23 protein-coding genes and 1 pseudogene are annotated in these 25,669 nt (G+C 64.6%); 21 read left to right on the plus strand and 3 right to left on the minus strand.

The annotated features are described in order from the left end of the window. Nucleotides 1–268: 268 nt before the first annotated feature. Complete coding sequence (locus AC1RQK_RS10135) at nt 269–1,582, minus strand: ABC transporter substrate-binding protein (RefSeq protein WP_492808870.1); 1,314 nt, start codon at nt 1,580–1,582, stop codon at nt 269–271. A gap of 54 nt (nt 1,583–1,636) precedes the next feature. Here AC1RQK_RS10135 and AC1RQK_RS10140 point away from each other — a divergent pair, with 54 nt between their 5' ends. The 17 genes and pseudogenes from AC1RQK_RS10140 to AC1RQK_RS10220 all read left to right on the plus strand — a co-directional run bounded on the left by AC1RQK_RS10140 (nt 1,637) and on the right by AC1RQK_RS10220 (nt 20,988). After that, nucleotides 1,637–3,169 carry an amidohydrolase family protein gene (locus tag AC1RQK_RS10140; protein ID WP_492808872.1) on the plus strand — a complete coding sequence of 511 codons (1,533 nt, stop codon included), beginning with the start codon at nt 1,637–1,639 and terminating at the stop codon, nt 3,167–3,169. A gap of 1,320 nt (nt 3,170–4,489) precedes the next feature. Next, entirely contained in the window at nt 4,490–5,497 is a 1,008-nt protein-coding gene (locus tag AC1RQK_RS10145) for a sigma-54 interaction domain-containing protein (protein WP_492808874.1), read from the plus strand. A 318-nt stretch (nt 5,498–5,815) separates the two neighbouring features. Continuing rightward, nucleotides 5,816–7,330, plus strand: coding sequence for a porin (locus tag AC1RQK_RS10150; RefSeq protein WP_492808875.1), 1,515 nt, complete (start codon nt 5,816–5,818; stop codon nt 7,328–7,330). A 76-nt stretch (nt 7,331–7,406) separates the two neighbouring features. Next, entirely contained in the window at nt 7,407–8,480 is a 1,074-nt protein-coding gene (locus AC1RQK_RS10155) for an ABC transporter substrate-binding protein (RefSeq protein ID WP_492808877.1), read from the plus strand. Nucleotides 8,481–8,507: 27 nt separating this feature from the next. Further along, nucleotides 8,508–9,389, plus strand: a complete 882-nt coding sequence (locus tag AC1RQK_RS10160) for an ABC transporter permease (RefSeq protein ID WP_492808879.1) — start codon at nt 8,508–8,510, stop codon at nt 9,387–9,389. 10 nt (nt 9,390–9,399) lie between these two features. Then, the gene (locus tag AC1RQK_RS10165) at nt 9,400–10,191 is read left to right on the plus strand and encodes an ABC transporter permease (protein WP_492808881.1); all 792 of its coding nucleotides are present in this window, start codon (nt 9,400–9,402) and stop codon (nt 10,189–10,191) included. After that, complete coding sequence (locus AC1RQK_RS10170) at nt 10,188–11,282, plus strand: ABC transporter substrate-binding protein (protein WP_492808883.1); 1,095 nt, start codon at nt 10,188–10,190, stop codon at nt 11,280–11,282. The genes AC1RQK_RS10165 and AC1RQK_RS10170 overlap by 4 nt, the downstream gene beginning before the upstream one ends. Nucleotides 11,283–11,349: 67 nt before the next feature. Next, nucleotides 11,350–12,213, plus strand: a complete 864-nt coding sequence (locus tag AC1RQK_RS10175; protein WP_492809087.1) for an ABC transporter permease — start codon at nt 11,350–11,352, stop codon at nt 12,211–12,213. A 10-nt stretch (nt 12,214–12,223) separates the two neighbouring features. After that, nucleotides 12,224–13,069 (plus strand): ABC transporter permease, encoded by an 846-nt coding sequence (locus AC1RQK_RS10180; protein WP_492808884.1) that lies wholly within the window; start codon nt 12,224–12,226, stop codon nt 13,067–13,069. Between the two features lie 37 nt (nt 13,070–13,106). After that, complete coding sequence (locus AC1RQK_RS10185; RefSeq protein ID WP_492808885.1) at nt 13,107–13,928, plus strand: ABC transporter ATP-binding protein; 822 nt, start codon at nt 13,107–13,109, stop codon at nt 13,926–13,928. A 29-nt stretch (nt 13,929–13,957) separates the two neighbouring features. Continuing rightward, the gene (locus AC1RQK_RS10190) at nt 13,958–14,794 is read left to right on the plus strand and encodes an NADPH-dependent oxidoreductase (protein WP_492808887.1); all 837 of its coding nucleotides are present in this window, start codon (nt 13,958–13,960) and stop codon (nt 14,792–14,794) included. 27 nt (nt 14,795–14,821) lie between these two features. Continuing rightward, on the plus strand, nt 14,822–15,748 hold the full coding sequence (locus tag AC1RQK_RS10195; RefSeq protein ID WP_492808889.1) for an LLM class flavin-dependent oxidoreductase: 927 nt from the start codon (nt 14,822–14,824) through the stop codon (nt 15,746–15,748). 25 nt (nt 15,749–15,773) lie between these two features. Further along, complete coding sequence (locus AC1RQK_RS10200; RefSeq protein WP_492808891.1) at nt 15,774–16,865, plus strand: LLM class flavin-dependent oxidoreductase; 1,092 nt, start codon at nt 15,774–15,776, stop codon at nt 16,863–16,865. 62 nt (nt 16,866–16,927) lie between these two features. Beyond that, the gene (locus AC1RQK_RS10205; RefSeq protein WP_492808892.1) at nt 16,928–17,899 is read left to right on the plus strand and encodes an aldo/keto reductase; all 972 of its coding nucleotides are present in this window, start codon (nt 16,928–16,930) and stop codon (nt 17,897–17,899) included. Further along, on the plus strand, nt 17,896–18,546 hold the full coding sequence (locus AC1RQK_RS10210; protein ID WP_492808894.1) for a hypothetical protein: 651 nt from the start codon (nt 17,896–17,898) through the stop codon (nt 18,544–18,546). The genes AC1RQK_RS10205 and AC1RQK_RS10210 overlap by 4 nt, the downstream gene beginning before the upstream one ends. Nucleotides 18,547–18,624: 78 nt before the next feature. Next, on the plus strand, nt 18,625–20,571 hold the full coding sequence (locus AC1RQK_RS10215; protein ID WP_492808896.1) for an ABC transporter ATP-binding protein: 1,947 nt from the start codon (nt 18,625–18,627) through the stop codon (nt 20,569–20,571). Nucleotides 20,572–20,772: 201 nt separating this feature from the next. Then, a pseudogene (locus AC1RQK_RS10220) lies at nt 20,773–20,988 on the plus strand (TOBE domain-containing protein). Here the strand turns inward: AC1RQK_RS10220 and AC1RQK_RS10225 are convergent. Continuing rightward, complete coding sequence (locus AC1RQK_RS10225) at nt 20,886–21,176, minus strand: hypothetical protein (protein WP_492809103.1); 291 nt, start codon at nt 21,174–21,176, stop codon at nt 20,886–20,888. The pseudogene AC1RQK_RS10220 and the gene AC1RQK_RS10225 overlap by 103 nt on opposite strands. 40 nt (nt 21,177–21,216) lie before the next feature. Here AC1RQK_RS10225 and AC1RQK_RS10230 point away from each other — a divergent pair, with 40 nt between their 5' ends. Beyond that, nucleotides 21,217–21,684, plus strand: a complete 468-nt coding sequence (locus tag AC1RQK_RS10230; RefSeq protein ID WP_492808897.1) for a dienelactone hydrolase family protein — start codon at nt 21,217–21,219, stop codon at nt 21,682–21,684. Between the two features lie 46 nt (nt 21,685–21,730). Here AC1RQK_RS10230 and AC1RQK_RS10235 read toward each other — a convergent pair whose 3' ends face one another. Beyond that, nucleotides 21,731–22,807: an ABC transporter substrate-binding protein gene (locus AC1RQK_RS10235; RefSeq protein ID WP_492808899.1), complete on the minus strand. Its 1,077-nt coding sequence runs from the start codon at nt 22,805–22,807 to the stop codon at nt 21,731–21,733. 240 nt (nt 22,808–23,047) lie between these two features. Between AC1RQK_RS10235 and AC1RQK_RS10240 the strand changes: the two genes are divergently transcribed. The 3 genes from AC1RQK_RS10240 (at nt 23,048) to AC1RQK_RS10250 (ending at nt 25,621) form a co-directional block, all read left to right on the plus strand. Beyond that, complete coding sequence (locus AC1RQK_RS10240; protein ID WP_492808900.1) at nt 23,048–24,667, plus strand: FAD-dependent oxidoreductase; 1,620 nt, start codon at nt 23,048–23,050, stop codon at nt 24,665–24,667. Then, nucleotides 24,664–24,981, plus strand: a complete 318-nt coding sequence (locus AC1RQK_RS10245; RefSeq protein WP_492808902.1) for a 4Fe-4S dicluster domain-containing protein — start codon at nt 24,664–24,666, stop codon at nt 24,979–24,981. The genes AC1RQK_RS10240 and AC1RQK_RS10245 overlap by 4 nt, the downstream gene beginning before the upstream one ends. A gap of 109 nt (nt 24,982–25,090) precedes the next feature. Beyond that, nucleotides 25,091–25,621 (plus strand): hypothetical protein, encoded by a 531-nt coding sequence (locus AC1RQK_RS10250; protein WP_492808903.1) that lies wholly within the window; start codon nt 25,091–25,093, stop codon nt 25,619–25,621. Nucleotides 25,622–25,669: the final 48 nt, after the last annotated feature.

Here is a 25,669-nt window from a genome sequence, read left to right on the forward strand (position 1 = left end):
TGGGGCGCGAGCGCTTTTCCACACGGCATCGGAACGCAGCGCGTAGATGACGAGAATAGTGTGAGCGGTCTACCCGGGTACCTGAGAACCACAAGTCCCAACTAGTTTTTCTCCCCCGTCGCGGTTGACCGGTAGGACTATCGCGTTGCATTGTGCTAAGTGATGGCAAATCCTGAGGCTACGGAGTATCGCGCCGTCGAACTGGCCTAGTTGTTGCAGTAGAAACAATGTCCGCTCATTGCGTTCGGGTGCTGCCACGCTGGCGCTCCTATTTTGCCGCGACAGGTCGCGCTGCGGCATCGAAGAGCGGCCAAACAGCATCCAGGCCGAGATCCTTGATGGCCCGGTTCACGTAGCGGTCGTCAGTCCAGGCATTCACGTCAAAGCGGCTTCGGATCAGCCTGAAGCGATAGGCGTCTTCCATCGAGCGCTGGTTGGACGCACGCACATAGTCGTCAAAGCGCGGTGAATGCCGATGGGTAAGGGGAGTCCCTCGCAGTTCCTCGTCGTAGATCGCCGCGGGAATGCTCCCCGAAGAGGCCCAGAGTTTCAGCACTTCGCCACGATGCGCTTCCTGCGAGGCGTAGCTGGCGGCGCGGACCAGCGCGGCAACCACGCGCTGGGTTAGCTCTGGGTAGGTGCTCGAGAATTTGTCTGTCACCAGCACATGGCCGTTCCCACTCGCAACTGGATTGTTGCGTGTGCTGTAGATGATCCTGGCCTGTTCCCGGGACTCAAGCACCTTGAGGTTCAGCGTGCCGATGATCGCATCGAGGTCACCGGTCTGGAACGCCGCCAGCGAACTGGCGGGCTCCAGGTTGATCGCTTTGATATCGCGCTCGCTCATGCCATGTTGCTCCAGAATCCGATCCACGGCGAGCTGCGTGGCCGTGCCTTTGTGAAAGCCCACGCGCTTGCCGCGCAGTTCGGCAATTGTCTTGATGACGGAGTTCGGGCGCACTGCAACATAGCTGTAGCCGCGCGTGCTGGCCACCATGACCAGTTTGGCCTTGATGCCGACCGAACGCCCGATCACGGATGGCAGGTCGCCCAGCGTGGTGAAATCGAGCTGCTCGTTGGTCAAGGCCTCGTTGACCTGCGGGCCTTGTCCCTTGAAGAAGATCCATTGCACCTTGATGTTGTCCTTCTTCAATTCCTCCTCGATAAAGCCCTTGGCTTGCGCTACCGCCAGCCAGCCCGTGCCGACGCGCGGCGGCGTGCCCACGCCCGCGTTGGAAACCCCGAAGCGCACCTCGGCTGGCAGCTTCTCTGCAAATGCGGGAGCCAGAACCAGCATCAGTGCAAGCACGATAAGACGGTGGAGCAGCACAGGCAGCCTAAGCGCGATCATGTTGTTTGATGGAGGACAGTGGTAAGGAAGGCCGCTGCAAAACGCATGCCTGCCGGCCAGCCGGAGATATGGCCTTTGCGCGCTGAAAGATGCTTCGATCCGGGCAGGGATCGTGTGCGCAAGTGTTGTCACCGCAGCAGCGCGGAGGCCCCGCGGATGGGCATGTGCTACCTGATGGATGAAATCGCGGATGGCATGAACTATGCAAACAGGCCCGGGGGCCGGCACCATCGTCCCTTTTCGACAGGGCTTGCCGTGCTATCCAATTTAAATCGGAGATCCCACATGAACGACCGTCTCAGCCGGTACAACGCATCGCCGTCGGTGGCAGTGAAGGCTGCACTCGACTATCCCGTCATCGACACCGACGTCCATACCAACGACTACACCCCGGCGCTGGAGGACTATGTGGCGAATTACGGCGGCGTGAAGCTGGTCGACGCTTTGCGCAAGGCATCGGCGTCCCGGCGCCGCACGCAAGAAGGCGTCGGCAACGGCAAGAACTGGTACGAGCAGACGCCCGAGGAGCGCCAGTACTACCGTACCATCCGCTCGCCGTGGTGGGCACGCGTCACGCGCAACACGCTGGACGTGGCCACCTATCACTTGCCTGAACTGCTTTACGAACGGCAGGCCGAGCAGGGCTCGGACTACTCCGTGTTGTTTCCCAATAACGTGTTGGCGCCACTGGCAGAGAAGGACGCCGACGTGCGTCAGGCGCTGCAGCGTGCGGTCAATCACTACCACGCTGACCTCTACCGCAAATACAGCGACCGCCTGACTCCGGTGGCCGGCATCGCGCTGAATACACCGCAGGAAGGGATTGAAGAGTTGGAGTTCGCCGTCAAGACGCTGGGCCTCAAGGTGATCAATATCAGCGGCGGCGTGCGCCGACCCATCAAGGCCATCGCCGACAAGTATCCGGCGGCGGAGCATCCGGAGGTGGCGAAGTATGCCTCGTACATCGACTTCTACGGTATCGACAGTGAGTATGACTACGACCCCTTCTGGGCAAAGGTGACCGAATTGGGCGTGCCCGTCACCACCCACTATGGCAGCCAGGGCTGGACCGGCCGCAGCTCGATCAGCAATTACATGAACAACCACATCGGGCACTTCGCCGATGCCTCGGAGGCGTTCGCCAAGGCGCTGTTCTTTGGTGGTGTGACGTGGCGTTTCCCGAACCTGCGTGTGGCCTTGCTAGAAGGCGGTGCGGCTTGGGGCGCCAATGTGTTCATTCACCTGATCGACCGTTTCGAGAAACGCGGCCTGGAAGGGCTGAAGCAATACGATCCCGCCGCCACGGACCGTGCCTTGCTCACGGACTTGTTCCGCCAGTACGGCGCGGACCTGAGTAAAGGCCGTTCTATCGAGGGCGAGGACCTGATCCGCGATACGCTAGGCGCGGCATACACCAGCGGCGCGCGCCAGCCCACCGGCACGGAACTGGAAGACTTTGCCGCTGCGGGCATCAACAAGCCGGAGGACATCCGTGACCGCTGGGTGGACAATTTCTTCTTCGGCTCGGAGTCCGACGACCGCACCATCGCAGCGGCATTCAACGACAAAGCGAACCCGCTAGGGGTCAAGATCAATGCGATCTATTCCTCCGACGTTGGCCACTGGGACGTACCTGACTTGCAGCATGCCTTGTCAAATAGCTGGGGGCTAGTCGAGCAAGGCATCCTCAGCGCGGAGGACTTCAAGGCCTACGTCTTCGGCAATCCCTACAAGTTCTACACGCAAGCGAATACCAGCTTCTTCGACGGTACGGTGGTGGCGCAGCAACTCGGAGCCGGCGCTGTATCGCGAGGTTGAGTCTTGCCGGGCGGTGCCTATGTATTGGAAACCGCCCCCGCGTCGCAGCACTGGAAGGGCCTGGTACCAGCCAGGTCGAACCTCTCGCGCGCCGGCGTGCGCATAGAGCACGGCCTGATTGTCCCACCAGATCAGGTCGCCTCACCGCCATCGGTGCGCATCGCGGAACGGCGGCTTGGCAATATGTGCGTGGTGCCGCCCGATCGGGGCGTGGCCAGCGTCTGCTTCGATGCCGTGCAAATCTGCACCCCCACCGCGAGGAAGGGAGGAGCAAAGGACTGCCTGGTTCCAGATCGGTTCGTGTCAGTCTCCGGATCGTTGTTGGCTCGCCCACGCAAATCCCCAGCCATCCGTGCTTGCTACCGCGTCCGGCATGCCCAGCCGCTTCGGTGCAAAGGGCCCACTGGCCGGAAATTGACGGTGGGGGAGGAGCCATTTCGCGTCCACGTAGGGGTCGGTGTCGATGCGTGTCAGGTCGAGCATCTGGCGAAATCCGGCAGTGCCGACTTGTCCAACGTCTGGCCTGGGAATATCGGCGTGCGATGCGCCTGCAACAGTTGCCGGATCTGCAGGATCGGTGCCGTATCCAGCGGCCGTTTGGCGTCCAGTCCGTGACGAAGGCGCGGAGCTCGCGCCCAGTGGTGCGGGTTCCGAGCTGCCCTGCTACACGGGCACATGATCATGGCTCGCTTACGTGGGAGCACTCGGTGCTCTCCGATAGATGGTCATCTTGGCAGATTTCGGTGGTTGGTGGGGAAGTCCGTTCCCTTGCTGGGCGTGGTGGCTACCGTACGTGTGAGCAAGGCGCGTTCCAGCAGTCAACTCCAGTGCCCAGCGCGGCCCGCCGAGAGACTACTGCGCGCAGTACAGGCGCGGCGACTGCTGCAGATGCGGTAGCAACGCGGCTCGAGACGGCGGGGCTCGCCGATGGGCCTACGGAACGTTCCTCGGTATAGCGCTTGCGGCTTCCTGACACTGCGCGAATATTCATATGTCAAATGGGTTGTGAAACTTTGCGACAAAACGACCACAATGGCGATGGACCGTTTCCAGGGAGCACTCCGATGCCCATGCCGCAACGTTGTCGATGACCGTCGTGTCGCGCAGCCAACATCCCTTTGGCCTACGCGGCTCACATGGAGGATGCCGCGTGCACGTCATCACTGTTAACCGTCCGGACAGAATCAGAGGTAGGGCAGGAAAAGAATGAGCGAATATCATCCCGATCGGCATGGAACGGCGCGAGGCGTCGCCCAGAACAAATTGCTGAAGTTCGCCAAGCCGGAGGAAATGGCCCTGTCGATCCGAGCCAAGGCGCTGGTGTTCAACGATCCGGTATCCGAGCAACTGCTGGCGCACGTAGAGCGCGTTGGTGCCAGTGATGTCACCACGCTGATCGTTGGCGAGACCGGCACCGGCAAGGAACTTGTGGCTCGCCATATCCATGAGTGCAGCGGGCGCGCCGGGCCGTTCGTCGCCGTGAATTGCGGTGCCTTCAGCGAGGCGTTGGTCGACGCCGAACTGTTCGGGCATGAAAGCGGCGCCTTCACAGGCGCCACGCATGCGCGCCAGGGCTGGTTCGAGGCCGCCAATGGCGGCACGCTGTTCCTCGACGAAATCGGCGATATGCCGCTCGCGCTGCAGGTGAAGCTGCTCCGCGTGCTGCAGGAGCGGCAGGTGGTGCGCATCGGAGCGCGCGCGCCGGTTCCCGTCAATGTGCGGCTGATTGCCGCGACCAATGTCGATTTAATGAAGGCGGTGCAGGCGGGGAATTTCCGCATGGATCTGTTCTACCGGCTCAATGTGGCACCGGTGAAGTTGCCGCCGTTGCGCGAGCGGCGCGGCGACATCATGCCGCTGGCTCGCTATTTCGCGGAGACATACGGACGCAAGCTGAGCCTGCCGGAGGTGTCCATATCCGTGCCGGCAGAGCAATCGCTGTTGCGCTACGACTGGCCTGGGAATATTCGTGAACTGGAGAACGTCGTGCACTACGCGCTGATCATCAGCCGCACCGGGTGCATCGAAAGTGCAGACCTGCGCTTGCCGGAGCAGATCGCGCGGGAAGCGCTGGCGCCACGAATGCGCGATGTCGGGCCGGAGGTGCTGATGGAGTCGATGCAGGAGATTCTGCGGCAATTGCTGGAGCAGAAGCATCCGCGCTTGCATGAGGTCGTCGAACGGGCGCTAGTAACAGTTGCCTATGATCATTGCGGGGGAAATCAGGTGCGCGCAGCACGTAGTCTGGATATCTCACGCAATGTCCTGCGCGCGCAACTCAAGCGCTTCGGCCTGCTTGGAGAGTCTTTCATGGTTTCGGTGGACTAGGAGAAAATTGCTGACCATCGTCAGTCGCATGATGCACTACAACGAAGAACGGGCCCGCTTATGCGGGCCTTTGTTCTTTGCAAATTCAATGTTCTTCTCTATTGCTGCGTGGGCAACACCGAGAGCAAGGCCCTTGTTGTCTTGCTAACAGGTCAACAGGAAATCGCTGCGTTATCTCCTTGAAAAGTGGGTTTTCGGCATGGCATGGATTTCGCAATTAGAAATCGGAAAGTCTGCGACAGACCTCACTTAGGGCGCCATTCACGTCAACCACGCATTGCGGTGCACACGCTTTGCGAATAATTCATGGAACATGTCGTGCATCATTCCAAAACAAGACGAGCCAATTACCTGCTGGGGGCGGGCCTATTGGCGATAGCCGGGCATTGCGCTGCGGCGGCACCCAGTACGGAGCAGTTGCAAAAGGAAGTCGAAGAACTGAAAGCCGCGGTACAGAGCCTCAGGCAAGAACTGGCGGCATCCAGGCCAAAGCCCGTGGTGGCAGGCAATCCCGCGTTGACTGCCGAACACGTCACGGTAGCCCCGCAGACACCAACGGCTGCGTCGACGGCCCCTGAAGGCGACTACGCCACCAAGGCCGATATCGATGGCATTCGCGGTGATCTTGAAAACTACAAATACGAGCAGACCCGCAGCCGCGAAACCAGGACCGCGCTGACCACACGCGGCACTACCATCGGCGGCACGGTGGCCGTGCGCGGCAGCTACTTCAACCCGGGCGCTACCGGCTCTTCCACACCGGGCGCCAAGGCACGCAGTAGCAGCTTCGATATCGCCTCTGCGCAATTGAATCTCAGCGGCAGCCTGTACAGGGACTACGCGGAAGGGCGCAACCTGACTTATCGGCTGGCGCTGGCCTACGCGCAGAATGTCAGCTCGGGCCTGACCACCACCGCGCAGAGCAGCGGTAGCCAGTTCAACCTGACCGATGCCTACCTCGACTACAGCTTTCTGCCGACCACAACCGGGTTGGAGGAGGACAAGCTGACGGTGCGCTTCGGCCAGCAGCAGATCCCGTTCGGCCTGGAAGCGCAGACCAGCGAGGAACTGCGGCCCGTGATCAACAACGCGCAGTTCGTCAATGCGCTCGGCGTGGGTACACGGCAGATCGGCGTGGTCTTCCGTGGCGACTACAACTCCTATGTGGACTACGGCTTCAACTACCGAGCGCCGCTGGTCGAATACGCCTTTGGCGTGTTCAACGGCAATGGCCCCAACAAGGCGGATGACAACAGCGCGAAGGACTTTATCGGACGTCTCGCTTTTACGCTGCCGGTCGACTACAACAGCGTATTCCGTGAACTGAAACTCGGCGTTTCCTACCTCAAGGGCTCTGGCAACCTGACGCGCACCGTTGGCACCACGACCACCACAGTAGCGAGCAACAACTTCACCCGTCGCGGTCTCGATCTCTACTACAACCACAACCCGTACGGCATCACCTACGAATACGCCGATGGCGAAACCGAGTTGCTGGCGGGATCCACTGGTACCGGCAAATCCACTATCAAGTCGCGCGGCCAGTACGTGACGCTGTACTACCAGTGGGGCGAACAGTTTCTGCGTAGCTACCGCGGCCAGGCCAAGTACGACGATTGGTGGCCCAAGACATACCAGGCCTTCTTGCGCTACGACCTTTACGACCCCAATACGGCGGTGGGGAACGACCAGATCAAGGTGGCCACGCTGGGCCTGAACGTGTTCTTCGCCGAAACCACCAAGCTGCAGCTCAACCTGCTGAGGACTTTTTACCAGGACCCATCCATGAAGAATTCCACCGCTGTGCTGGCGCAGTTCCAGTATGGGTTCTGATTGTGCTTGCCCCTGTTTTCCGCGCCAACTGCATTTACCGTATCAACCTCCTTACCGCTATTCGAAGGACTCGATCATGAAACGACTCTTTGCCCTGCTGGGCCTCTTCATTGCCTTTTTCACGGTGCTGCCTGCCGTGCAGGCGCAAGAGAAGCCGTCCGTTATCCGCATTGCCGTGCCTGGTGCGGGAACCGGCGGCAGGCCGCTGACCACGGGCTTGCTGGCCACGCTGCACCAGACCGGCGCGTTCGAGGAGGAATTCAAGAAGGATGGCATCCAGGTGAAATGGGTGTTCTTTCCTTCCGCCGGTCCGGGAGTCAACGAAGCCTTCGCCAATGGCTTGGTCGATTTCTCTGGCCATGGTGACCTGCCCCTGATCGTGGGTCGCGCCACCGGCCTGAAGCACCACATCATTGCCAGCTATGGCCGTGGAGGCAACCAGTACCTGGTGGTGCCATCCGATTCGTCCGCCAAGTCGCTGGCGGACCTCAAGGGCAAGCGCCTGGCGGTCTTCAAGGGCACCGCCGGTCAGCTCACGCTGAACCGCGTGCTGGCTCGCGCCGGCTTTAGCGAGAAGGATTTCAAGGTGGTCAATATGGACAATGACACCACCAAGGCCGCGCTGGCGACCAAAGATATCGACGGCACCATCAGCGCCGCACCGTTTGACCTGGAAGCGCGGGGCGTGGCACGCATTCTAGAGACCTATGTGGATGATCCCACGCTGACTTCGCCGAGCACCTTCTGGGTGTCTGAGGAGTTCGAGAAGAAGTATCCGCAAATCGTGCAGCGCGTCGTCACCCGGCTGTACCGCACGGCGGCCTGGGCTGGCGACGAGAAGAACCGCGACGGGCAGTTCCAGATATGGGCCAAGGCAGGATCGACCCCGTACATCGATTTCAAGCGTAGTTGGGATGGCCAGTTGCTCAAGGACAGGCTTTCGCCGCTGCTCGACGAGTACTACGTGGCCGCCATCAGGAAGGCCATTGGCGAAGCCAAGGAATTCAAGCTGACGCGGCGCGAGGTGTCCATCGAAGGCTGGATCGAGCCTAAGTACCAGGAGGTCGCACTCAAGGAGCTTGGCCTGCAGACCTATTGGGCGGCCTGGCCTGCTGGCGGCAAGGCCAGCACCAGCACCGCGGCAAGATGATCGCGCGGCGCAACCGGGAGCATGCCGATGAGTGAGCTATTGCGTGAAGCGCATCCCGCCGCAATGGGCGGCTTGCGCGATCTGCGCGGCGCGCACCGTGCCCCCGCATTTTCCTGGCCCGGATTCCACCGTCTGGCAGTGCCGCTGCTGGCTAGGGTCGCCTATGGCGTGGCTGGGCTGGTCCTGCCGCTACTGCTGCTCGGCTTGTGGCAACTCGGCGTGACACGGCACTGGTTGCCTGAGCAGATTCTTCCTGCGCCTGCACTGGTGTGGCGGTCCGCCGTGGAACTCTGGCAGGGCGGCGAGTTGCAGAAACACCTGCTGGTGAGCCTGTCGCGGGTGGGCTGGAGTTGCTTGATCGGCGGATTCGCAGGGCTGCTACTGGGGGGGGGCATGGGCCTTTCGCGGTCAGTGCGGGCCTATCTTTATCCCACCTTCGAGGTCGTGTCGCAGTTTCCGGTGATCGGCTGGATTCCATTGCTGATCATCTTCGTGGGCATCGACGAGGGTCTGAAGATCTCGGCGATCTCGCTGGCAGTGGTGGTGCCGGTGACTGTCAACACCTACCAGGGCATCGCCAATATCCCGCGCGCGTGGCTGGAAGTGGGGCAGGTGTGTCGCTTCAGCCGTGCCCAGGTGCTGCGGTTGGTGGTGCTGCCGGCGGCCGCGCCCAGTCTGTTCAACGGCATCCGTCAGGGCGTGATGCAGGCCTGGCTGTCGCTGGTGTTCGTCGAGTTGCTGGCATCCAGCGAGGGCATCGGGTACCTGATGGTGTGGGGCCGGCAATTGCTGCAACTGGATGTGGTGGTGGTCGGCATGCTGACGATCGGTATGGTCGGGGTGACGCTGGACTTGTCGCTGCGCGGGGTGGAAGCGCGGCTGCAGGGATGGCGGCGCGGAGCATTCTGAGGAGAGGACGATGACTTCATTCGATTCATTGTGGCGCGGGCTGGCAACACGCGACTGGCGCGGGATGGTGCTGCCGGCGCTGATACTGGGTGCCTGGTGGGCGACCACCACCTTCGGCTGGGTGGACACGCGCCTGATCGTGCCGCCGGACTACGTTGCGCGGGTTGCGTGGCACTCGTTGACGCAGGGCGCTTTCTATCGTGGTGTGGCCGCAAGTTTGCTGCGTGACCTTGGCGGTTTCGGCTTGGGCACGCTAGCGGGGGTGGGGCTAGGCGTTTTGCTGGGGGTGTCGCGCTGGGCCGAGCGGCTGATCGGGCCGAGCTTCCATACGCTCAAGCAGATATCGCTGTTTGCCTGGCTGCCGCTGCTGACCGCGTGGCTGGGCACCGGTGAGCTCTCCAAGTTGACCTTCATTGCACTGTCCGCCTTCTACCCGGTGGTGCTGGGTACCTTCGAAGGCGTACGCGCGGTCACGCGGGCTCAGGCAGAGGTAGCTCGGGTCTATCGCTTTACGCGCCTGCAACTGCTGCTGCGCCTGGTGTTGCCCGCCGCCGCGCCGCAAATCCTGGCAGGCATCCACCTGGGTCTGATCTACGCCTGGGTGGCCACCATTGGTGCCGAATTCCTGCTGGCGAATTTTGGCGAGGGGCTGGGCAATATCGTGATACGCGGCAGGGCAGCATTCAATGTCGAACTTGTGGTCTTCGGCATGCTGGCGATCGGCCTGGTCGGGACTGGCTTCAACCTGGCCGCGCGGCGGCTTGAGCGGCGCGTGCTGCGCTGGCGGGGGGGCCAGGGATGAATGCCGTGATCCGGTTGATTAGCGCGTGCGCGCGCGGGCTGTTGGCGTTGGCGTTCAGCACTGTGCCGCTTGGCACTGTCCGGGCCGAGGCGGTTCCCGCGGCAGTGCGCATTGGCGTGGCTGCGCCAGCGCCGGGCAACCCGCCGGTGTTTACCTCGGGCGCTGTGGGGCTGGCATACACCAAGGGTTGGGTCCAGGAAGCCTTTGCTGGCACGGGAGCGCGCGTGGACTTCCATTTCTTCAAGGGTGCGGGCCCGGCCGTCAACGAAGCCTTGACCAACGGCCAGATCGACTTCGCCTTCCAGGGCGACCTGCCGTCCATCATCGGGCGCGCGGGCGGGCTGAAAACGCGCTTGCTGTTGGCCAGCGGCACGCTGGTCAACATCTACCTGGCCGTGCCGCCGGATTCGCCGGTGCGCTCGCTCGCGGATCTGCGCGGCAAGCGCGTGGCCCTATTCAAAGGCACCAATTCGCAATTGCCGATCAACCGGCTGCTCGAAGCCTACGGCTTGAGCGAGCGGGATATTCGCGCGGTCAACCTGGACAACGCATCGGCCAAGGCGGCGCTGGTGACGCGCGACATTGATGCCGTGTTCGGCGGCTATGACCTGCTGCAACTGCGCGATGCTGGCCAGGCACGGATCGTCTACAGCAGCCGCGGCGACTCGCCGGTCTTCACCCGGCAAAGTCATCTGTTGGTGACCGAGAGTTTCGCCGGCCGCTATCCCGACGCTACCCAACGCGTGGTGACGGCAGTGGTGCGGGCCGCGCATTGGGGCTCGGAGGATGCCCACCGCGACGAGACGCTGGCGCTGTGGGCCCGTATGGGCGTGCCGAAGGCGCACCTGCTGGAGGACCTTGGCGGGCGTCCGGTGCGCGAGTGCTTGAGTCCGCTGTTCGATCCCTTCCTGGTAACGCGTTACCAGGATGCCGTCGAGCAAGCGCCGCGCTACCGCCTGACCCGCACCCGTTTCGCGGTCGAACCCTGGATCGACCGGCGCTTCCTCGACCGGGCTCTGGCGGAGTTGAAGCTCGAGCACTACTGGACCGCCAACGACGCCCAAGGCAGGGCGCTGGCGGCAGCGCGCTGATCGCCCCGATCTCATTCCAAAGCAAAGAGGAAATCGCCCCATGTCATCCGTACCCATCCTTGAGCACATGCCGTCGCGGCCGCTTGCCGAGGCAGCCAAGCGGCGCCCGGCGCAAAGCGCGCCGCGGGGCTCGCGCACCTGGCCAAGTCGTGCTGCGCGTTGGTTCAACGGCGCCAGGTTCTGGCGCCTGCTGCTGGCCTGGCCCTTCCCGCTAGCGGTGCTGGCGCTATGGTGGGTCGCGGCGGCCAACGAGTGGGTGCCTTCGCAGATCCTGCCGGCGCCACCGGCAGCGGCCGAGACGTTCCGCGACCTGACGGCCAGCGGCGAGTTGCAGATGCACCTGGCCATCAGCCTGGAACGCGTGGTCTACGGCTTCCTGGTGGGCAGCGCGCTGGGCTTGCTGCTGGGGGTGGGCATGGGGTTGTCTACTGTGATCAAGGAGTACCTCTATCCCACCTTCCGCCTGTTCGCGCAGGTGCCATCGTTGGGCTGGCTGCCCTTGCTGATGATGCTGGTCGGCATCGATGAGGCGCTCAAGATCATCCTGATCGCCAAAGCTGCCTTTGTGCCGGTGACGATGAATACCTTCAAGGGCATCCAGGGCGTGTCGGCCCAGTTTGTCGAAGTGGCACGCGTGTTCCGCTTCAGCCGCTGGCAGCTATTGCGCAAGGTGGTTTTTCCTGCGGCCTTTCCGCCGATCTGGAACGGGGTGCGCTACGGACTCACGCATGCCTGGCTGGCGCTGGTGGCAGTCGAGTTGTTGGCCTCGTCCGAAGGGCTGGGTTTCCTGATGGTCTACGGGCGCCAGTTGTACCAGTTGGACGTGGTGCTGGCCGCGGTGGTGGTGGTCGGCGCGGTGGGGTTCATGCTGGACCGGCTGCTGGCGCTGGTCGAACGCCACCTGTTGCGCTGGCGCCGCGAGAGCTTCTGAGGGGAATGCCATGAAGACTTCGTATCAAGACACCCCGAGCGGCACCCGCGCCTGGCACCGGCAGGCGCGCCGGCAACGCCGCCGCGTGCAATGGCGGCAATTCCGGCGCGGCATCGCCGTGCCGGCTTTGGTCTTCGCCTTGTGGTGGGCGGCCTATGCCTTTCACTGGACTGATTCCAGGCTGTTCGTGCCGCTCGGCGAGGTCTGGGATACCGCGGTGCGCCTGGTGGGCAACGGCTATCTGCAGGCCTCGCTGGCAGCCAGCGTGAACCGGATGCTGCTTGGCTTTGCCATCGGTACCGCCGCCGGATTGGCGTTTGGCACCGCCCTTGCGCTTTCCCGCTTGTTTGAGAACCTGGTCGGCCCGACCCTGCACACCGTCAAGCAAGTTTCGCTGCTGGCGTGGATTCCGCTGATCTCGGTGTGGTTCGGGCTGGGCGATCCGGCCAAGGTGGTATTCCTGTCGCTGGCGGCGTTCTTCCCGATGTTCCTCAATACCTTCGAGGGCATCCGCAGCGTGCCGCGCGAGTTTCTGGAAGTGGCGCGCGTGCTGACCTTCAGCCGCTGGCAATTGTGGCGCCGCGTGGTGCTGCCGGCGGCCTTGCCGTCGATCTTCACCGGCATCTACCTGGCGCTGATCTATTCCTGGCTGGCTACGCTGGGCGCTGAATACCTGCTCAGCGCCGGTGCCGGTATCGGCAACCTGCTGACCGATGGGCGCGAGCATTTCTGGATGGACCAGGTGCTGCTTGGCGTGGTCGTGGTGGGCGCGGTGGGCTTTGCGCTGAACGGAATCGCCGCGCGCCTGGAGGCGCGCCTGCTGCGCTGGCGCGGCAAATCGATTGCGCAGTATTAAACCAGACTGAAAGTCTAAAAAGGCAATAAGGACGCATATGCCACAAGTCGCAACACTGGAGATCAAGGACCTCTCCAAGCAATACCAGGTCAAGGGCGAGCCATTACCCGTGCTTGAACACATCGACCTCACCATCCAGCCGGGTGAGTTCGTCAGCATCGTCGGTTCCAGCGGCTGCGGGAAATCCACGCTGCTGCGGCTGATTATCGGACTTGAGGAGGACTACCAGGGAGAGATCCTGCTGGACGGCAACCGCATCGTCGGCACCAGCCTGGACCGCGGCATCGTGTTCCAGGAGCACCGGCTGTTCCCGTGGCTGACTGTCGAGCAAAACATCAGCCTGGGCTTGCTCAACGCCAGGATTCCGGAATCCGGCAAGCGCAACTCGGTGCAGGAACATATCGAGCTGGTCGGGCTCAAGGGCTTCGAGACCGCCTATCCCTATCAGCTCTCGGGCGGCATGTCGCAGCGCGTGGCGATCGCGCGCGCGCTGGTCAACCGGCCTGAAGTGCTGCTGCTGGACGAGCCATTTGGCGCGCTCGATGCGTTGACCCGGGCCTACCTGCAACAGGAGCTGCAGCGCATCTGGGAGCTGGAGGGAATTACGGCGATCCTGGTGACGCACGACGTCGAGGAGGCTGTCTACCTGGGCGACAGGGTGGTGGTGATGCAGCCGCGCCCCGGGCGCATCAAGCGCATTGTCGACGTTCCGCTGCTGCGCCCGCGGGACCGGGGAAGCTATGCCTTCTCGGCGATCAAGGAAGACGTGATGAGCGAGTTTGCCGACTCGCCGGCGGAAAAGCTGCTGACGGCCGCATTGCCGGAGCCGGCGTTGTCCGACTGGAAATTCGCCTGGTAAGCCGAACGACGAAAAGGAAGAACCTCGCAATGTCGAAACTGTTGAAGCTGCTTGCCACCCGCTATGGCGAGCAAAAGGTGGACGGGGTGAGCAACATGCCTGCGATAGAGGCGCTCAACCCGGTGCTAGAGACCATATTGGCGCATCGCTCGGTGCGCGCCTTCCTGCCGGAGACGTTGCCTGCCGGCACGCTGGAGCTATTGATCGGCGCGGCCCAGTCCGCGCCCAGTTCGTCGAACCTGCAGACGTGGAGCGTGATTGCGATCGAGGACGAGGGCCGGCGCCGCCGCCTGTCCGCGCTGGCCGGAAACCAGGCCCAGGTCCGCGAGGCACCGTTGGTGCTGGCGTGGCTGGCTGACCTGTCGCGCCTGCGCGGTATCGCCGATCACCGGGATGAGCGGGCCGAGGGCTTGCGCTACCTGGATACCTTCCTGATGGCGGTGATCGATGCCGCGTTGGCCGCGCAGAACGTGGTGACCGCGGCCGAGTCGCTCGGTCTGGGCACGGTGTACATCGGCGCCTTTCGCAACCAGCCCGAAGCGGTGGCGCGGGAGCTGAACACAGGCAGCAGCGTGTTCCCCGTATTCGGACTTTGCATTGGCTTTCCCGACCTGGCCCGGCCCGCCGCGGTCAAGCCGCGGCTGTCGCAACGCACCGTGCTGTACCGCGAGCAATACGCGCCGGCGTCCGTGCGCGAGGAGGTTGCCGCCTACGACAAGATCATGAAAGCCTTCTATGGCTCGCAGAAACTGCCATCGGACGCTTGGAGTGTCCATTCGGTGGCCCGCCTGCGCGGCCCGGACAGCCTGAAAGGCCGCGATCGCCTGCGCGAGGCACTGGCCGGCCAGGGCTTCGAGCTGCTATAGCCGCGGCCAACGAGGGGAGGAGACATCTTGAGCCTGGAATTCACTTGGCATGTGCCGTCGCACGGCAGCGCAGCCTTGTACTACAGAGATGCGGCATACCTGATCAACGTCGCCAGGGCGGCGGAGTATGCCGGCTTTCACGGCATCCAGCTGCCGACGGGGCCGGGCAGCCTGGAGCCTTTGCTGGCCGCTGCCCTGCTGGCGCGCCATACTGCGCGGCTGCGCTTCCTGGTGGCCTGCCGGCCGGGCTCGGTGCAGCCGGCCGTGGCGGCGCAAAGCACGCAGACCTTGCAATCGATCTCCGGCAACCGGCTCTTGCTCAATGTGGTCACCGGCGGCAGCCAGGCCGAGCGCCGCGCCTACGGCGACCTGCTCGAGCACGAGGAGCGTCACCAGCGCACGCATGAGTTCCTGCAGGTGCTGCGGCATACGTGGAAGGGCCGGGCGGTCTTTGCCGGGCAATTGCACTTCCACGGGTCATATTTCCGTGTCGAGAACGCCGGCCTGCTCAAGCCGCTGCGTAACCCGCCATCCATCTACCTGGGTGGCTGCTCGGCCCAAGCCGAGCAGGTCGCGGCCGAGCTGGGTGACGTGCACTTGCGCTGGAACGAATCCCACGCGCAGGCTGGCGAACGCATCCGCCGGTTGCGCGAGTTGGCAGCCGGGTTCGGGCGCAGCCTGCGTTTCGCCTATGGCGTGCATGTGATCGCGCGGGAGACCGAACGGCAGGCCACGGACGATGCCGCGCGCTCCCGGCGCGTGCCAGGCACTGCCTTGGTGGGGTCCTACAAGCAGGTCGCGCAGCGGCTGGAGGCGCTGCACGCGCTGGGGCTCGATAGCTTCGTGCTTTCCGCCGAGCCGGAACTCCAGGAGCTGCTTCGCCTTGGGGAGGAAGTCTTGCCATTGCTGCGCAAAAGGCCGCTCGCTACGCCACAGGCCCCGCTTGCCGTCTGAACTGTTCACAAGGAATGCGATTTCCATGAGCATCGAATTCAACTGGTTCCTGCCCACCAGCGGTGATGGCAGGCACCTCGTCAATACTGGGGTGCGCAGCGTACGGCACGGCTCGCGCGGCACGCGCTCGCCCGATATCGACTACCTGGCCAGCGTGGCGCGTACCGCCGAGTACGCCGGCTTCAATGCGGTCATGCTGCCGACCGGCCTGACCGCAGAAGACGGCTGGTTGGTGACGGCTGCGCTGGCGCACGAAACCGCGCGGCTGAAGTTCCTGGTGTCGTTCCGGCCGGGGCTAGAGCTGCCCATGCATCTTGCTCAGAAGGCAGCCACGCTGCAGGTGCTTAGCAACCAGCGACTGCTGTTGCAGGCGGTGGCCGGCGGTAGCAGCACCGAGCAGCGTTCGCTGGGCGATTTTCTTGGCCATGACGCGCGTTACGAGCGCGCGGGAGAGTACCTGCAGGTCTTGCGCGACGCCTTTGGCGGTGTCGGGCAGGTCCACGGAGGCAAGTACTACGTGGTGGATGGCGAGGCACTGGCCGGGACGCTGGCCGGGTTGCCCCCGATCTATTTCGGCGGCGCGTCGGACGCAGCCGAGCGCACCGGCGCCGAACACGCCGATGTGTACCTGATGTGGGGCGAGACGCCGCCCATGCTGGGCGAGCGGCTGACGCGCACCAATGCGCTTGCGGCGCGCCATGGCCGCACCTTGCGTTATGGCTTGCGCATCCACGTGATTGCACGTGAGACAGAGCAACTGGCGTGGAGCGAGGCCGAACGCCTGCTCGGCGAGGTGCCGCCGGAACTGATCGACGTCGCGCAGCGCCAGTTGACGGAATCTGAGTCGGTCGGGCAAGCGCGCATGCGCAGCCTGCATCCCGGGCGCGCGGTGAGCCGGGCGCGCGACCTGGAGATCTACCCGAACATCTGGTCCGGCGTGGGGCTGGTGCGAGGCGGTACCGGCACGGCACTGATCGGTTCCTACCGGCAGGTGGCGCAACGGATCGAAGAGTACATCTCGCTTGGCATTGGCAGCTTTATTTTTTCCGGTTATCCGAACCTGGAAGAAGCGCTGCTGGTGGGGCAAGAGGTGGTGCCGCTGGTGGGGCACGCATGAAGCTACGCGCGGCCAAGGGGGCCGCGCCAGGACTGATCACGAAGCGAAAGGAAACAAGGAAAATGGAATATCGCAGACTGGGGCGTGCCGGGCTGAAGGTGAGCGCGTTGTCGCTGGGCGCATGGGTGACCTACGGTGGCCAGGTGGGGGTGCGCGAAGCGGTGGAGATCCTTGCCGCCGCGCGGGATCATGGCATCAACTTCCTGGACAACGCCGAGAGCTATGCCCAAGGTAAGGCGGAAAGCGTGATGGGAGACGCATTGCGTGAGCTGCGCTGGGCCCGCGAGAACTTCGTCATTGCCACCAAGTTTTATGGCGGCCTCAACGACGGCCCCAACCAGAGGCGCACTCTCAACCGAAAATACCTGCTGGGCGCGATCGACGGCTCGCTGGCCCGGCTTGGCCTGGACTACGTCGACGTGGTCTACGCACACCGGCCGGACCCGGACACCCCGATCGAGGAAACCGTCTGGGCCTTCCACGACATCATCGCGCGTGGCAAGGCACTCTACTGGGGGACGTCCGAGTGGGACGCCGATTCGATCCGCGCAGCCTGGGACTTCGCCGAGCGCGCGCACCTGCACAAGCCGGTCACCGAGCAGCCGCAGTACAACCTGCTGGCGCGCCGGCGCGTCGAACAGGACTACGCGCGGCTTTATGCGGACATCGGCCTGGGCCTGACCACCTGGAGCCCGCTGGCAGGCGGCGTGCTGACGGGCAAGTACACGGAAGGCATTGCGCCGGACAGCCGCGCCGCGCTGAACAGCAACGAACGCCTGCGCGAACGCATTGGCGATGTGGGCGTGCGGCAGGCCGTCGAGGAACTGGCGGGAATCGCCCGTGCGCTGGACTCCACGCCGGGGCAACTGGCGCTGGCCTGGGCCTTGCGCAACCCGCACGTCTCCACTGTTATCACCGGGGCTTCACGGGTGGAGCAACTGCACGACAACCTCGGTGCGCTGGCGCTGCTGCCGCGGCTCGACAGCGAGATCGCGCAGCGCCTGGAAGGGTTGTTTGCCGGGCTGGAGCCATGAGGGCGCGCCCCCTGGCCGGGGCTGTCATGCCAGCGCGCCGCCGGCTTGTGGGCTTGCTAGCCGGGGCCGCGACGGTGTTCGCCACGGCAGGCGCCGCCGCTGGGGCGGCACCTGCGCGCTTACAGGCCGCGGGTTTCAGCGTGGCGGCGCCGGCCGGCGCAGGCTGGAAGGTAGTCCGGCAACGGCGCGACGCCATCGTCTTCGTCGATAACGCCGCCGCCGCGCGTGTCGGCGCGGACGGCGAGCCCTACGCGGTGCTTGCCGGGGCCGTGGTGGTGGATACGGGCAAGCCGCTTCCGCCGATTGCGCAGGAAGTGGTGTTGCTCGAATGGGCCCGGGCCTTGCTGGTGGCGCGCCTGGCCGACCATGGCCACGATCTTGCCGGGCTGGAGGCACAAGCCGCCAGCCTGGGCGGGGCGCGTTGCGTCCAGTACCGCGCAACCCAGGTCGACCGCTTCGCGCCGGATTCTGTCGCGCCGCGCTTCGAGGTTTCCCATCAGGGGTATCTCTGCCTGCCCGCCGGCGCTGCGCCGGTGCAGGCCTTCGTCACCGAGCGTTACCTGCGCGCGCGTGGGGCCCCTGCACTGCGCGCGCCGGTGGAGGAGGGCCTTGCCGCGATTCGCTCGCTCACTTTCGCCCAGCCATGAGGCACGGGGCCGAGGCCGAGGCGCAAGCTACCTCGGCCCCTTTTCCCTACATCGTCCCCACATCATCACACCACGATCATGTCTTCCTCGCCAACGTTCCAGCGTGCGCCGGGCACCCCCGACCTGCCGGCCACGCCCTTTCGCTTTATCTGTCACTTTGTGGCGCGCTACCGCTACTGGTACGCGATGATGCTGTTGTTCGAGGGGATCGCCGCTGGCAGCGGCATTCTGATCCCCTATGCGCTGGCGCGCATCATCAAGGAGGTGACCACCGCGGCCGGCCATTCCATAGCCCTGGTGGCGGTGCTGCAGCAGCCGCTGCTGCTGTTCGTGGCGTTCTCGCTGGGCGAGGTGGTGTTCGGGCGCCTGGCCGGGGCCATCCAGATCCGGCTGGGTCCACGCCAGCGCCAGAATGTCACGCGCGAGATCTATCACTACCTGCAGCACCACTCGCACCGCTACATCAGCAACAACTTCGCAGGTTCGCTCGCGCATCGCGTCAGCGAAGCCTCGCAGGGCGTTACGCAGACGCTGTGGGCCATCATCACGGATTTCTGGCCTATCACCATCGTTTTCACCGTATCGATCGCGCTGCTATACCGGGCCCATGAACAGCTGGGACTGTTCGTGGCGGCGTGGGCTGTTGTGTTCGTCGGCTGCTCCTACTGGTTGGCGACGCGCTGCCAACCGTACGCGTTCAAGGCGTCGTCCGCGCGCAGCGAAACTACCGGCAAGGTGGTCGACTCGGTGAGCAACCTGACCAGCGTCAAGCTGTTTGCTCGCCTGGACTTCGAGCGGGAACACCTGGAGCAGTACCTGACCCGCGAGATGACGGCGATCCGTAAATCCAACGGCTACTCGGAGCGGGTACGCTGGTTCCAGTTCTCCGCCGCGGCCGCGCTCAAGATCGGCGTGCTGTACTACGCGCTGACGCTGTGGGGGCAGGGAGGGATCGGCGTCGGCGAGTTTGTGATGGCGGTGAGTCTGTCCCTACTGATCATCAATGAAGCCCGCAACCTCAGCCGGCGCTTTCTGGAGTTCTTCGAGTACATCGGCAACGTGGCCAACGGCGTGGCCACAGTCGTGCAGTCGCATGAACTGGTCGATGCGCCAGGCGCGCGCGCCGTGCCGTTGCTAAGTGGCAGCATCGCCTTTCGCGACGTGGACTTTGCCTACGCCGACGGCAAGCAGGTGTTCCGGCAAATGAACCTGTCGATTCCGTCGGGGCAGCGGGTGGGCCTGGTCGGTTTTTCCGGCTCGGGCAAGTCGACCTTCACCAGCTTGGTGTTGCGGCTGTTCGATCCGCAGCGTGGCCAGATCCTGATTGACGGCATCGATATCCGCGATCTGACGCAGGATTCCCTACATGCGCAGCTCAGCCTGATCCCGCAGGATCCCAGCCTATTTCACCGCTCGCTGCGCGAGAACATCCGCTTCGGGCGCATTGAAGCGACTGATGCCGAAGTGGAGGCGGCGGCGCGTGCGGCCCATGCGCACGATTTCATCATACAGATGAGTGAGGGCTATGACGCGATGGTGGGCGAGCGCGGCGTCAAGCTGTCGGGCGGGCAGCGCCAGCGTATTGCGATTGCCCGGGTGATCCTGAAGAACGCGCCGGTGTTGATCCTGGATGAAGCCACCTCCAGTTTGGATTCCATCACCGAGAAGGCGATACAGGACACGCTCGACGACGTTATGGTCGGCAAGACCGTGATCGTGGTGGCGCACCGGCTTTCCACCATTGCACACCTGGATCGCATCCTGGTGTTCGATGCAGGGCGCATTATCGAGGACGGCACCCATGCGGAGTTGCTGCGGCGGCGCGGTGCATATTTTGCGCTGTGGAGCAAGCAGGCGGGCGGGTTCTTGCCGGAGGAAGTGGATGGTGAACGGGTGCGCGCGGATCGCAACCCGCCCGCGGAGCGGCCCGGTCCGGTGGTGCTGCCGGAGCCGCGGGCGGTCGATGAGGATGTGCGGGATGGATTGCGGGCTGGGCGAGGGGATATGCTGCCTGCTGTGGCCTGAGGCGGGGCGGAAACCGCTCGCATTGGCGCAGCTTTTTCGCGGCGCTGCTGCGCCAGCAGCGGCACGAGGGACACCATCCGGCCCCGCGTGGGCCAGGACGGCTGGCATGGAGCTTGCCAGTCAAGGCAGGGCGGGGAGGCGTAAGCACCGGCCCAAGCCAGCCACCAGTTGCCTGTTATCGATCAAGGGAAAACGCAAAGCATGACCATCGCAGCCATCAACGTTCGCAACCAGTTCCGCGGTCGCATCTCGCACATCATCGGAGGACCTGTCGTTTCGGCGGTCGATGTCGAGACGCCGGGCGGCATCGTAACCTAGGTCATTGCCACCGGCTCGGTGCGCGACCTTGGCTTGGCCGTGGTGACGGAAGTCATCGCCTTGGTGAAGGCGACCGAAATTTCCCTCGCGACCCTGTAGAGCAATCCGGCGTGCAGTATGGCCCAGTTCATTGCAGGCATTGATGAGAAGCGAACATGAGCGAGAAGCAGATCAATTTCCCCACCCAGGACGGCGAACTGGACGCCTGGGTATTCCTGCCTGACGGCGAGGGCACCTGGCCGGCCGTCATTCTCCATACCGACATACGCGGCGCGCCCGGCCTTCATCGAGAAAGGCCGACAACTGGCCGCGCAAGGCTACGTGGTGGTGCTGTCGAATCTCTACTACCGCACGGACCGGGCGCCCGTCGTCGACGCCGCACTGTTGGCCTGGCTGGGCGCCCACCCGCGCGTGGCGGGCGAAGCGGTGGGCATCGCAGGCTATTGCCTGAGCGGGGCCATCGCGCTGCATGCGGCGGCGGACTATCCCGCGCGCATTGCCACCGTTGCAGCCTTCCATGGCGGCAATCTCGCGACCACGGCAGCGGAAAACCCGCATCTGCGGGCCGCCGCGATCCGCGCGCGCCTTCACTTCGGCCATGCGCAGGATGACGCCTCGATGCCCGTGGCCGATATCGGGCGCCTGGAGGCAGCGCTGGCCGCGGCCAGCGCGGAGCACACCGCCACCCGCTACCCCGCCAGACACGGCTTTGCCGTGGCGGACAACCCGGCCTCCATGCCGAGTCCGAAGCCCGCCACTGGCAGGAGCTGCTCGGCCTGTTCGAGGCGACACTGAAGGTCGCCGCCTGACGTCGGTGGCAGTCGGGCTGCCGCGAGTGCGATCAAGGCGCCAGCGGCTTGCCGTTGGCGTCGAACTGCGGCCAGGCCTGCTCCAGCTTCAGTTCTTTGAGCGCCGCATCCAGATAGGCCGGTGCAATCCACTGCGTAACCTCGAAATTCTTGCGGATCAGCCGGAAGCGGTAAGCATCGGCCACCGCGTCCTTGAGCCGTGCCACCACGAAGGGATCGAAGCGCGGCGACAGCCTTACCGCCAGTGGAGTGCCTTCGAACTCCTCGCGCCAGACGGACGCCGGCGTGCCGCCCAGTGCCCAGATCCTGAACACTTCCTCGCGGTTCGTGTCGTCGGAGGCCCACAGCGCTGCGCGGGCGAGCGCCTTGACGGTGCGCTGGGTGAGCTTCGGGTATTTGTCGGCAAACGTCTCGGTGGCCAGCATCACCGACTGTCCGGTAAAGGTGGGTGCCACCTTGGTCGAGTACACCACGCGCGCCACGCCCTGGTCCCGTAGCTTGAGCAGCGCAGCCCCGCCGAACAGGCCGTCGATGTCCTTGTTGACCAGGGCCGCCTGCGCGGAACCGGTATCCAGGTTGACGGCGCGGATGTCGCGTTCATTCATGCCGTTGGCTTCCAGGATGCGGTTTACCGGTAGCTGAGTCATGGTGCCCTTGCTGAAGGCGATGCGCTTGCCGCGGATATCCGCCACCGAGCGCACCGTGGATTGCGGCGGCACCAGCAGGTAGGCATTGGTGCGGCTGCCCAGAATCAACAGCACGCGGGTCTTGAGGCCATTGGCGCGGCCGATAATGGCGGGTAGGTCGCCCTGCAGGGCGAAGTCGAGCTGATGGTTGGTGAGCGCCTCGTTGACTGCCGGGCCAGTGCCCTTGAAGAAGAACCAGTCGATCTTGATGCCGTCGGCGTGGAACTCCTCCTCGATCAGGCCGCGCACGTTGGCGATGGCCATGGCACTGCCCGAGGACAGCCGTGGCGGGTTGCCGGACGGGGCATTGGCAATGCCGATGCGTATGACCTGGGGCGACTGCGCCAGCGCGGAGATGGCGAATACAAACAGGGCGAACGCAACCGAGCCGGACAAACGGCGAGGGGTGGGCAGGAGGCGCATGGAAAGGTCTCGTCAAATTGGGCCTGAGGCGCAAGTCGCATGCCACCGTAAATGGCGTGCAAAACCGCGAGATCCGACACCCGGCGTGTTGCTGGCGTACCAGTTGCGGCACCTGACTGCTGCGAGCGCAGCAACACTGGTGATGCAATCACGCCACAAGCGCGGAGGAAGTCGCGCCGGACGCGTGGCATGCATCGTGCATTTTCCCCATCAAGCAAGGCTAAACCACGGGAGCAAGGTATGGGCACGAACGGATGGGAAGGACCGGCGGCGCAGCCGGCGGATGTGCTGGTGATCGGCGGCGGGCCGGCAGGATGTTGGGCCGCATGGCGCGCGGCTAGGCAAGGCGCGCGCGTGGTGCTGGCGGACAAGGGGTATGTGGGCACATCTGGCGCCACCGCGCCCTCCGGCACTGGCGTCTGGTACATCCCCCCGGAGCCCGAGGCGCGGGCGGCGGCTATCCGAGAGCGCGATGCGCTGGGCGGGCACCTGGCCGATCATGGGTGGAGCGCGCGGGTACTCGACCAGACCTACCACAACCTGAACTTGGTGGCCGAATGGGGATATCCCTTCCCGGTCGACGAAGACGGCAAGCAGCAGCGGCGCTCGCTGCAGGGGCCGGAGTATATGCGGCTGATGCGGCGGGTCGTGCGGGAGGCCGGCGTGAAGATCCTCGACCAGAGCCCCGTCACCGAACTGCTGCTCGATGACGATGGCCGCGTTGCTGGCGCACGCGGCACGCGGCGGCAGCCGGAAGGCGCCTGGACGGTACGCGCCGGCGCCGTTGTCATCGCCACCGGTGGTTGTGCCTTCCTGAGCAAGGCGCTCGGCTGCAACGTGCTGACAGGTGACGGCCAACTGATGGCGGCCGAGGCGGGCGCGGAATTGTCGGGCATGGAGTTTTCGAATGCTTATGGACTGGGGCCAGCCTTTTCCTCGGTGACCAAGTCTGCGTTCTATCGTTGGGCCACGTTCCGGCACCAGGACGGCACCGAGATACCGGGTGCGGGCGGGCGCAGCCGCAGCCCCATCGCGCGCCTGCTGCAGCAGGGCCGGGCGGTCTACGCTATTCTCGACAAGGCAACCCACGAAGACCGCCGGCTGGCACGCTTCGCGCAGCCAAACTTCTTCCTCTCGTTCGATCGCACCGGGCTGGATCCATTCACCCAGCTTTTCCCCGTGACGCTGCGACTGGAAGGCACCGTGCGCGGCACCGGCGGCCTGCGCATCATCGACCGCGGCTGCGCCACAACGGTTGCCGGGTTGTTTGCGGCCGGCGACGCGGCCACGCGGGAACTGATCTGCGGTGGCTTTACGGGGGGCGGCAGCCGCAATGCGGCGTGGGCGACTTCGTCGGGTTATTGGGCCGGCGAGTCTGCCGCGGCCTTCGCGCTTGGGGTGGGCGCGGACGCGGCGGGGCGGCCGGTGCGCGGGGCGGCCGCGGAGCACTTGCGCGGGAGTGGAGAACCCATCGAAGCGGCGGCGCTGATTCGCGCGGTGCAGGACGAAATGTTCCCCTACGCGCGTAATTACTTCCGCGACCACGACGGGCTGCTTAGCGCGCTGGCGCGGCTGGATGCCCGCTGGGATGCCTTGCGCGGCGCCGCGGCACCCGCTCCGGGCACGACGGCGCGCACACGCGAAGCCGTGGCGATGCTGGCGAACGCGCGCTGGATGTACCGCAGTGCATTGTTTCGCACCGAAACACGCGGCATGCATAAGCGCACCGACTTCGCCGGTCCGGACGCGGCGCAGCGGCACTTCGTGGTGAGCGGCGGCCTGGACGAAGTCTGGGTGCGGCCGCAACGGGAAGCGTGGCATGCCGCGCCGCAGGCACAGCAGCTGGAGCTGGCGGCATGATCGAGCTCATCAGCCAGGATCGCTGTGTCGGCTGCGATCTCTGCGTCAAGATCTGCCCGACCAATGTGTTCGACGCGGTGCCGGGCGAGAACCCTGCGATCGCCCGGCAGCGGGATTGCCAGACCTGCTTCATGTGCGAGGCCTATTGCCCGACGGATGCGCTCTACGTGGCGCCGTTCGCCGACAAACGCAAGGCGGTGGACGAACGGGAACTGGCCGGCGCCGCCCTGCTTGGCAGCTACCGGCATTCTATCGGCTGGACACCGGGCACGCGGCGCGACGATGACCAGAGCTACAAGCTGCTGCGCGGGTGAGGCCGGCGCAGTGTCCCTGGACTTCCACTGTCAGCCTATGCAACTTCCCTGCCCTCCGCTACGCATTTCCGTGGTCGGTCCCGCTGGGGCGGGCAAGTCCGCGCTTGGCATGGCGATCGCGCAGACGCTTGGGGAAGGGCGCGTGGGGCGCGTGCCGACCGATTACTTCTTCCTTCCCCGGCCGCCCGGCATGACCCTGCGCACCTTCCTGACGAGGCCACTGGACTACGATTGGGGCCTGATCGACCGGTTGCTGGCGCACCGACTCGGCAGCCCGGCGTCGACGCCGGATGTGGACCTCACCAGCTTTATCCGCCGCAGCGATAGCGGCGGCCTGCGCTTCGCCATCCGCCCGGCGATGTTGTTCGATGCCATGCGGCCGCATCCTCGCTCCGACCTGCTGATCCGCGTCGACGCCCCGGTTGCGCTGCGGCGCGAACGCATTGCCATGCGCGACCGCCTGTGGGGTACCAATATACAGGGGCGCTGGCCACACCTGCAGGCCACATGGCTGGATGCCTGCCGCTGCGCGCGGCTGCGCTGGCAATCGCCGGACCTGCTGCTGGACGGCCGAGATGCGTTGCAGGATAACGTGCTCAAGGTGGTCGCGCTGCTACACGCGAGACAGTTGCTGCGTTGAGCGCTGCTCGCCGCGCAGCAGCTACTCCGCTGTCGCGACGGCAGCGCG

It is taken from the genome of Cupriavidus sp. GW822-FHT02D05, assembly GCF_058802485.1.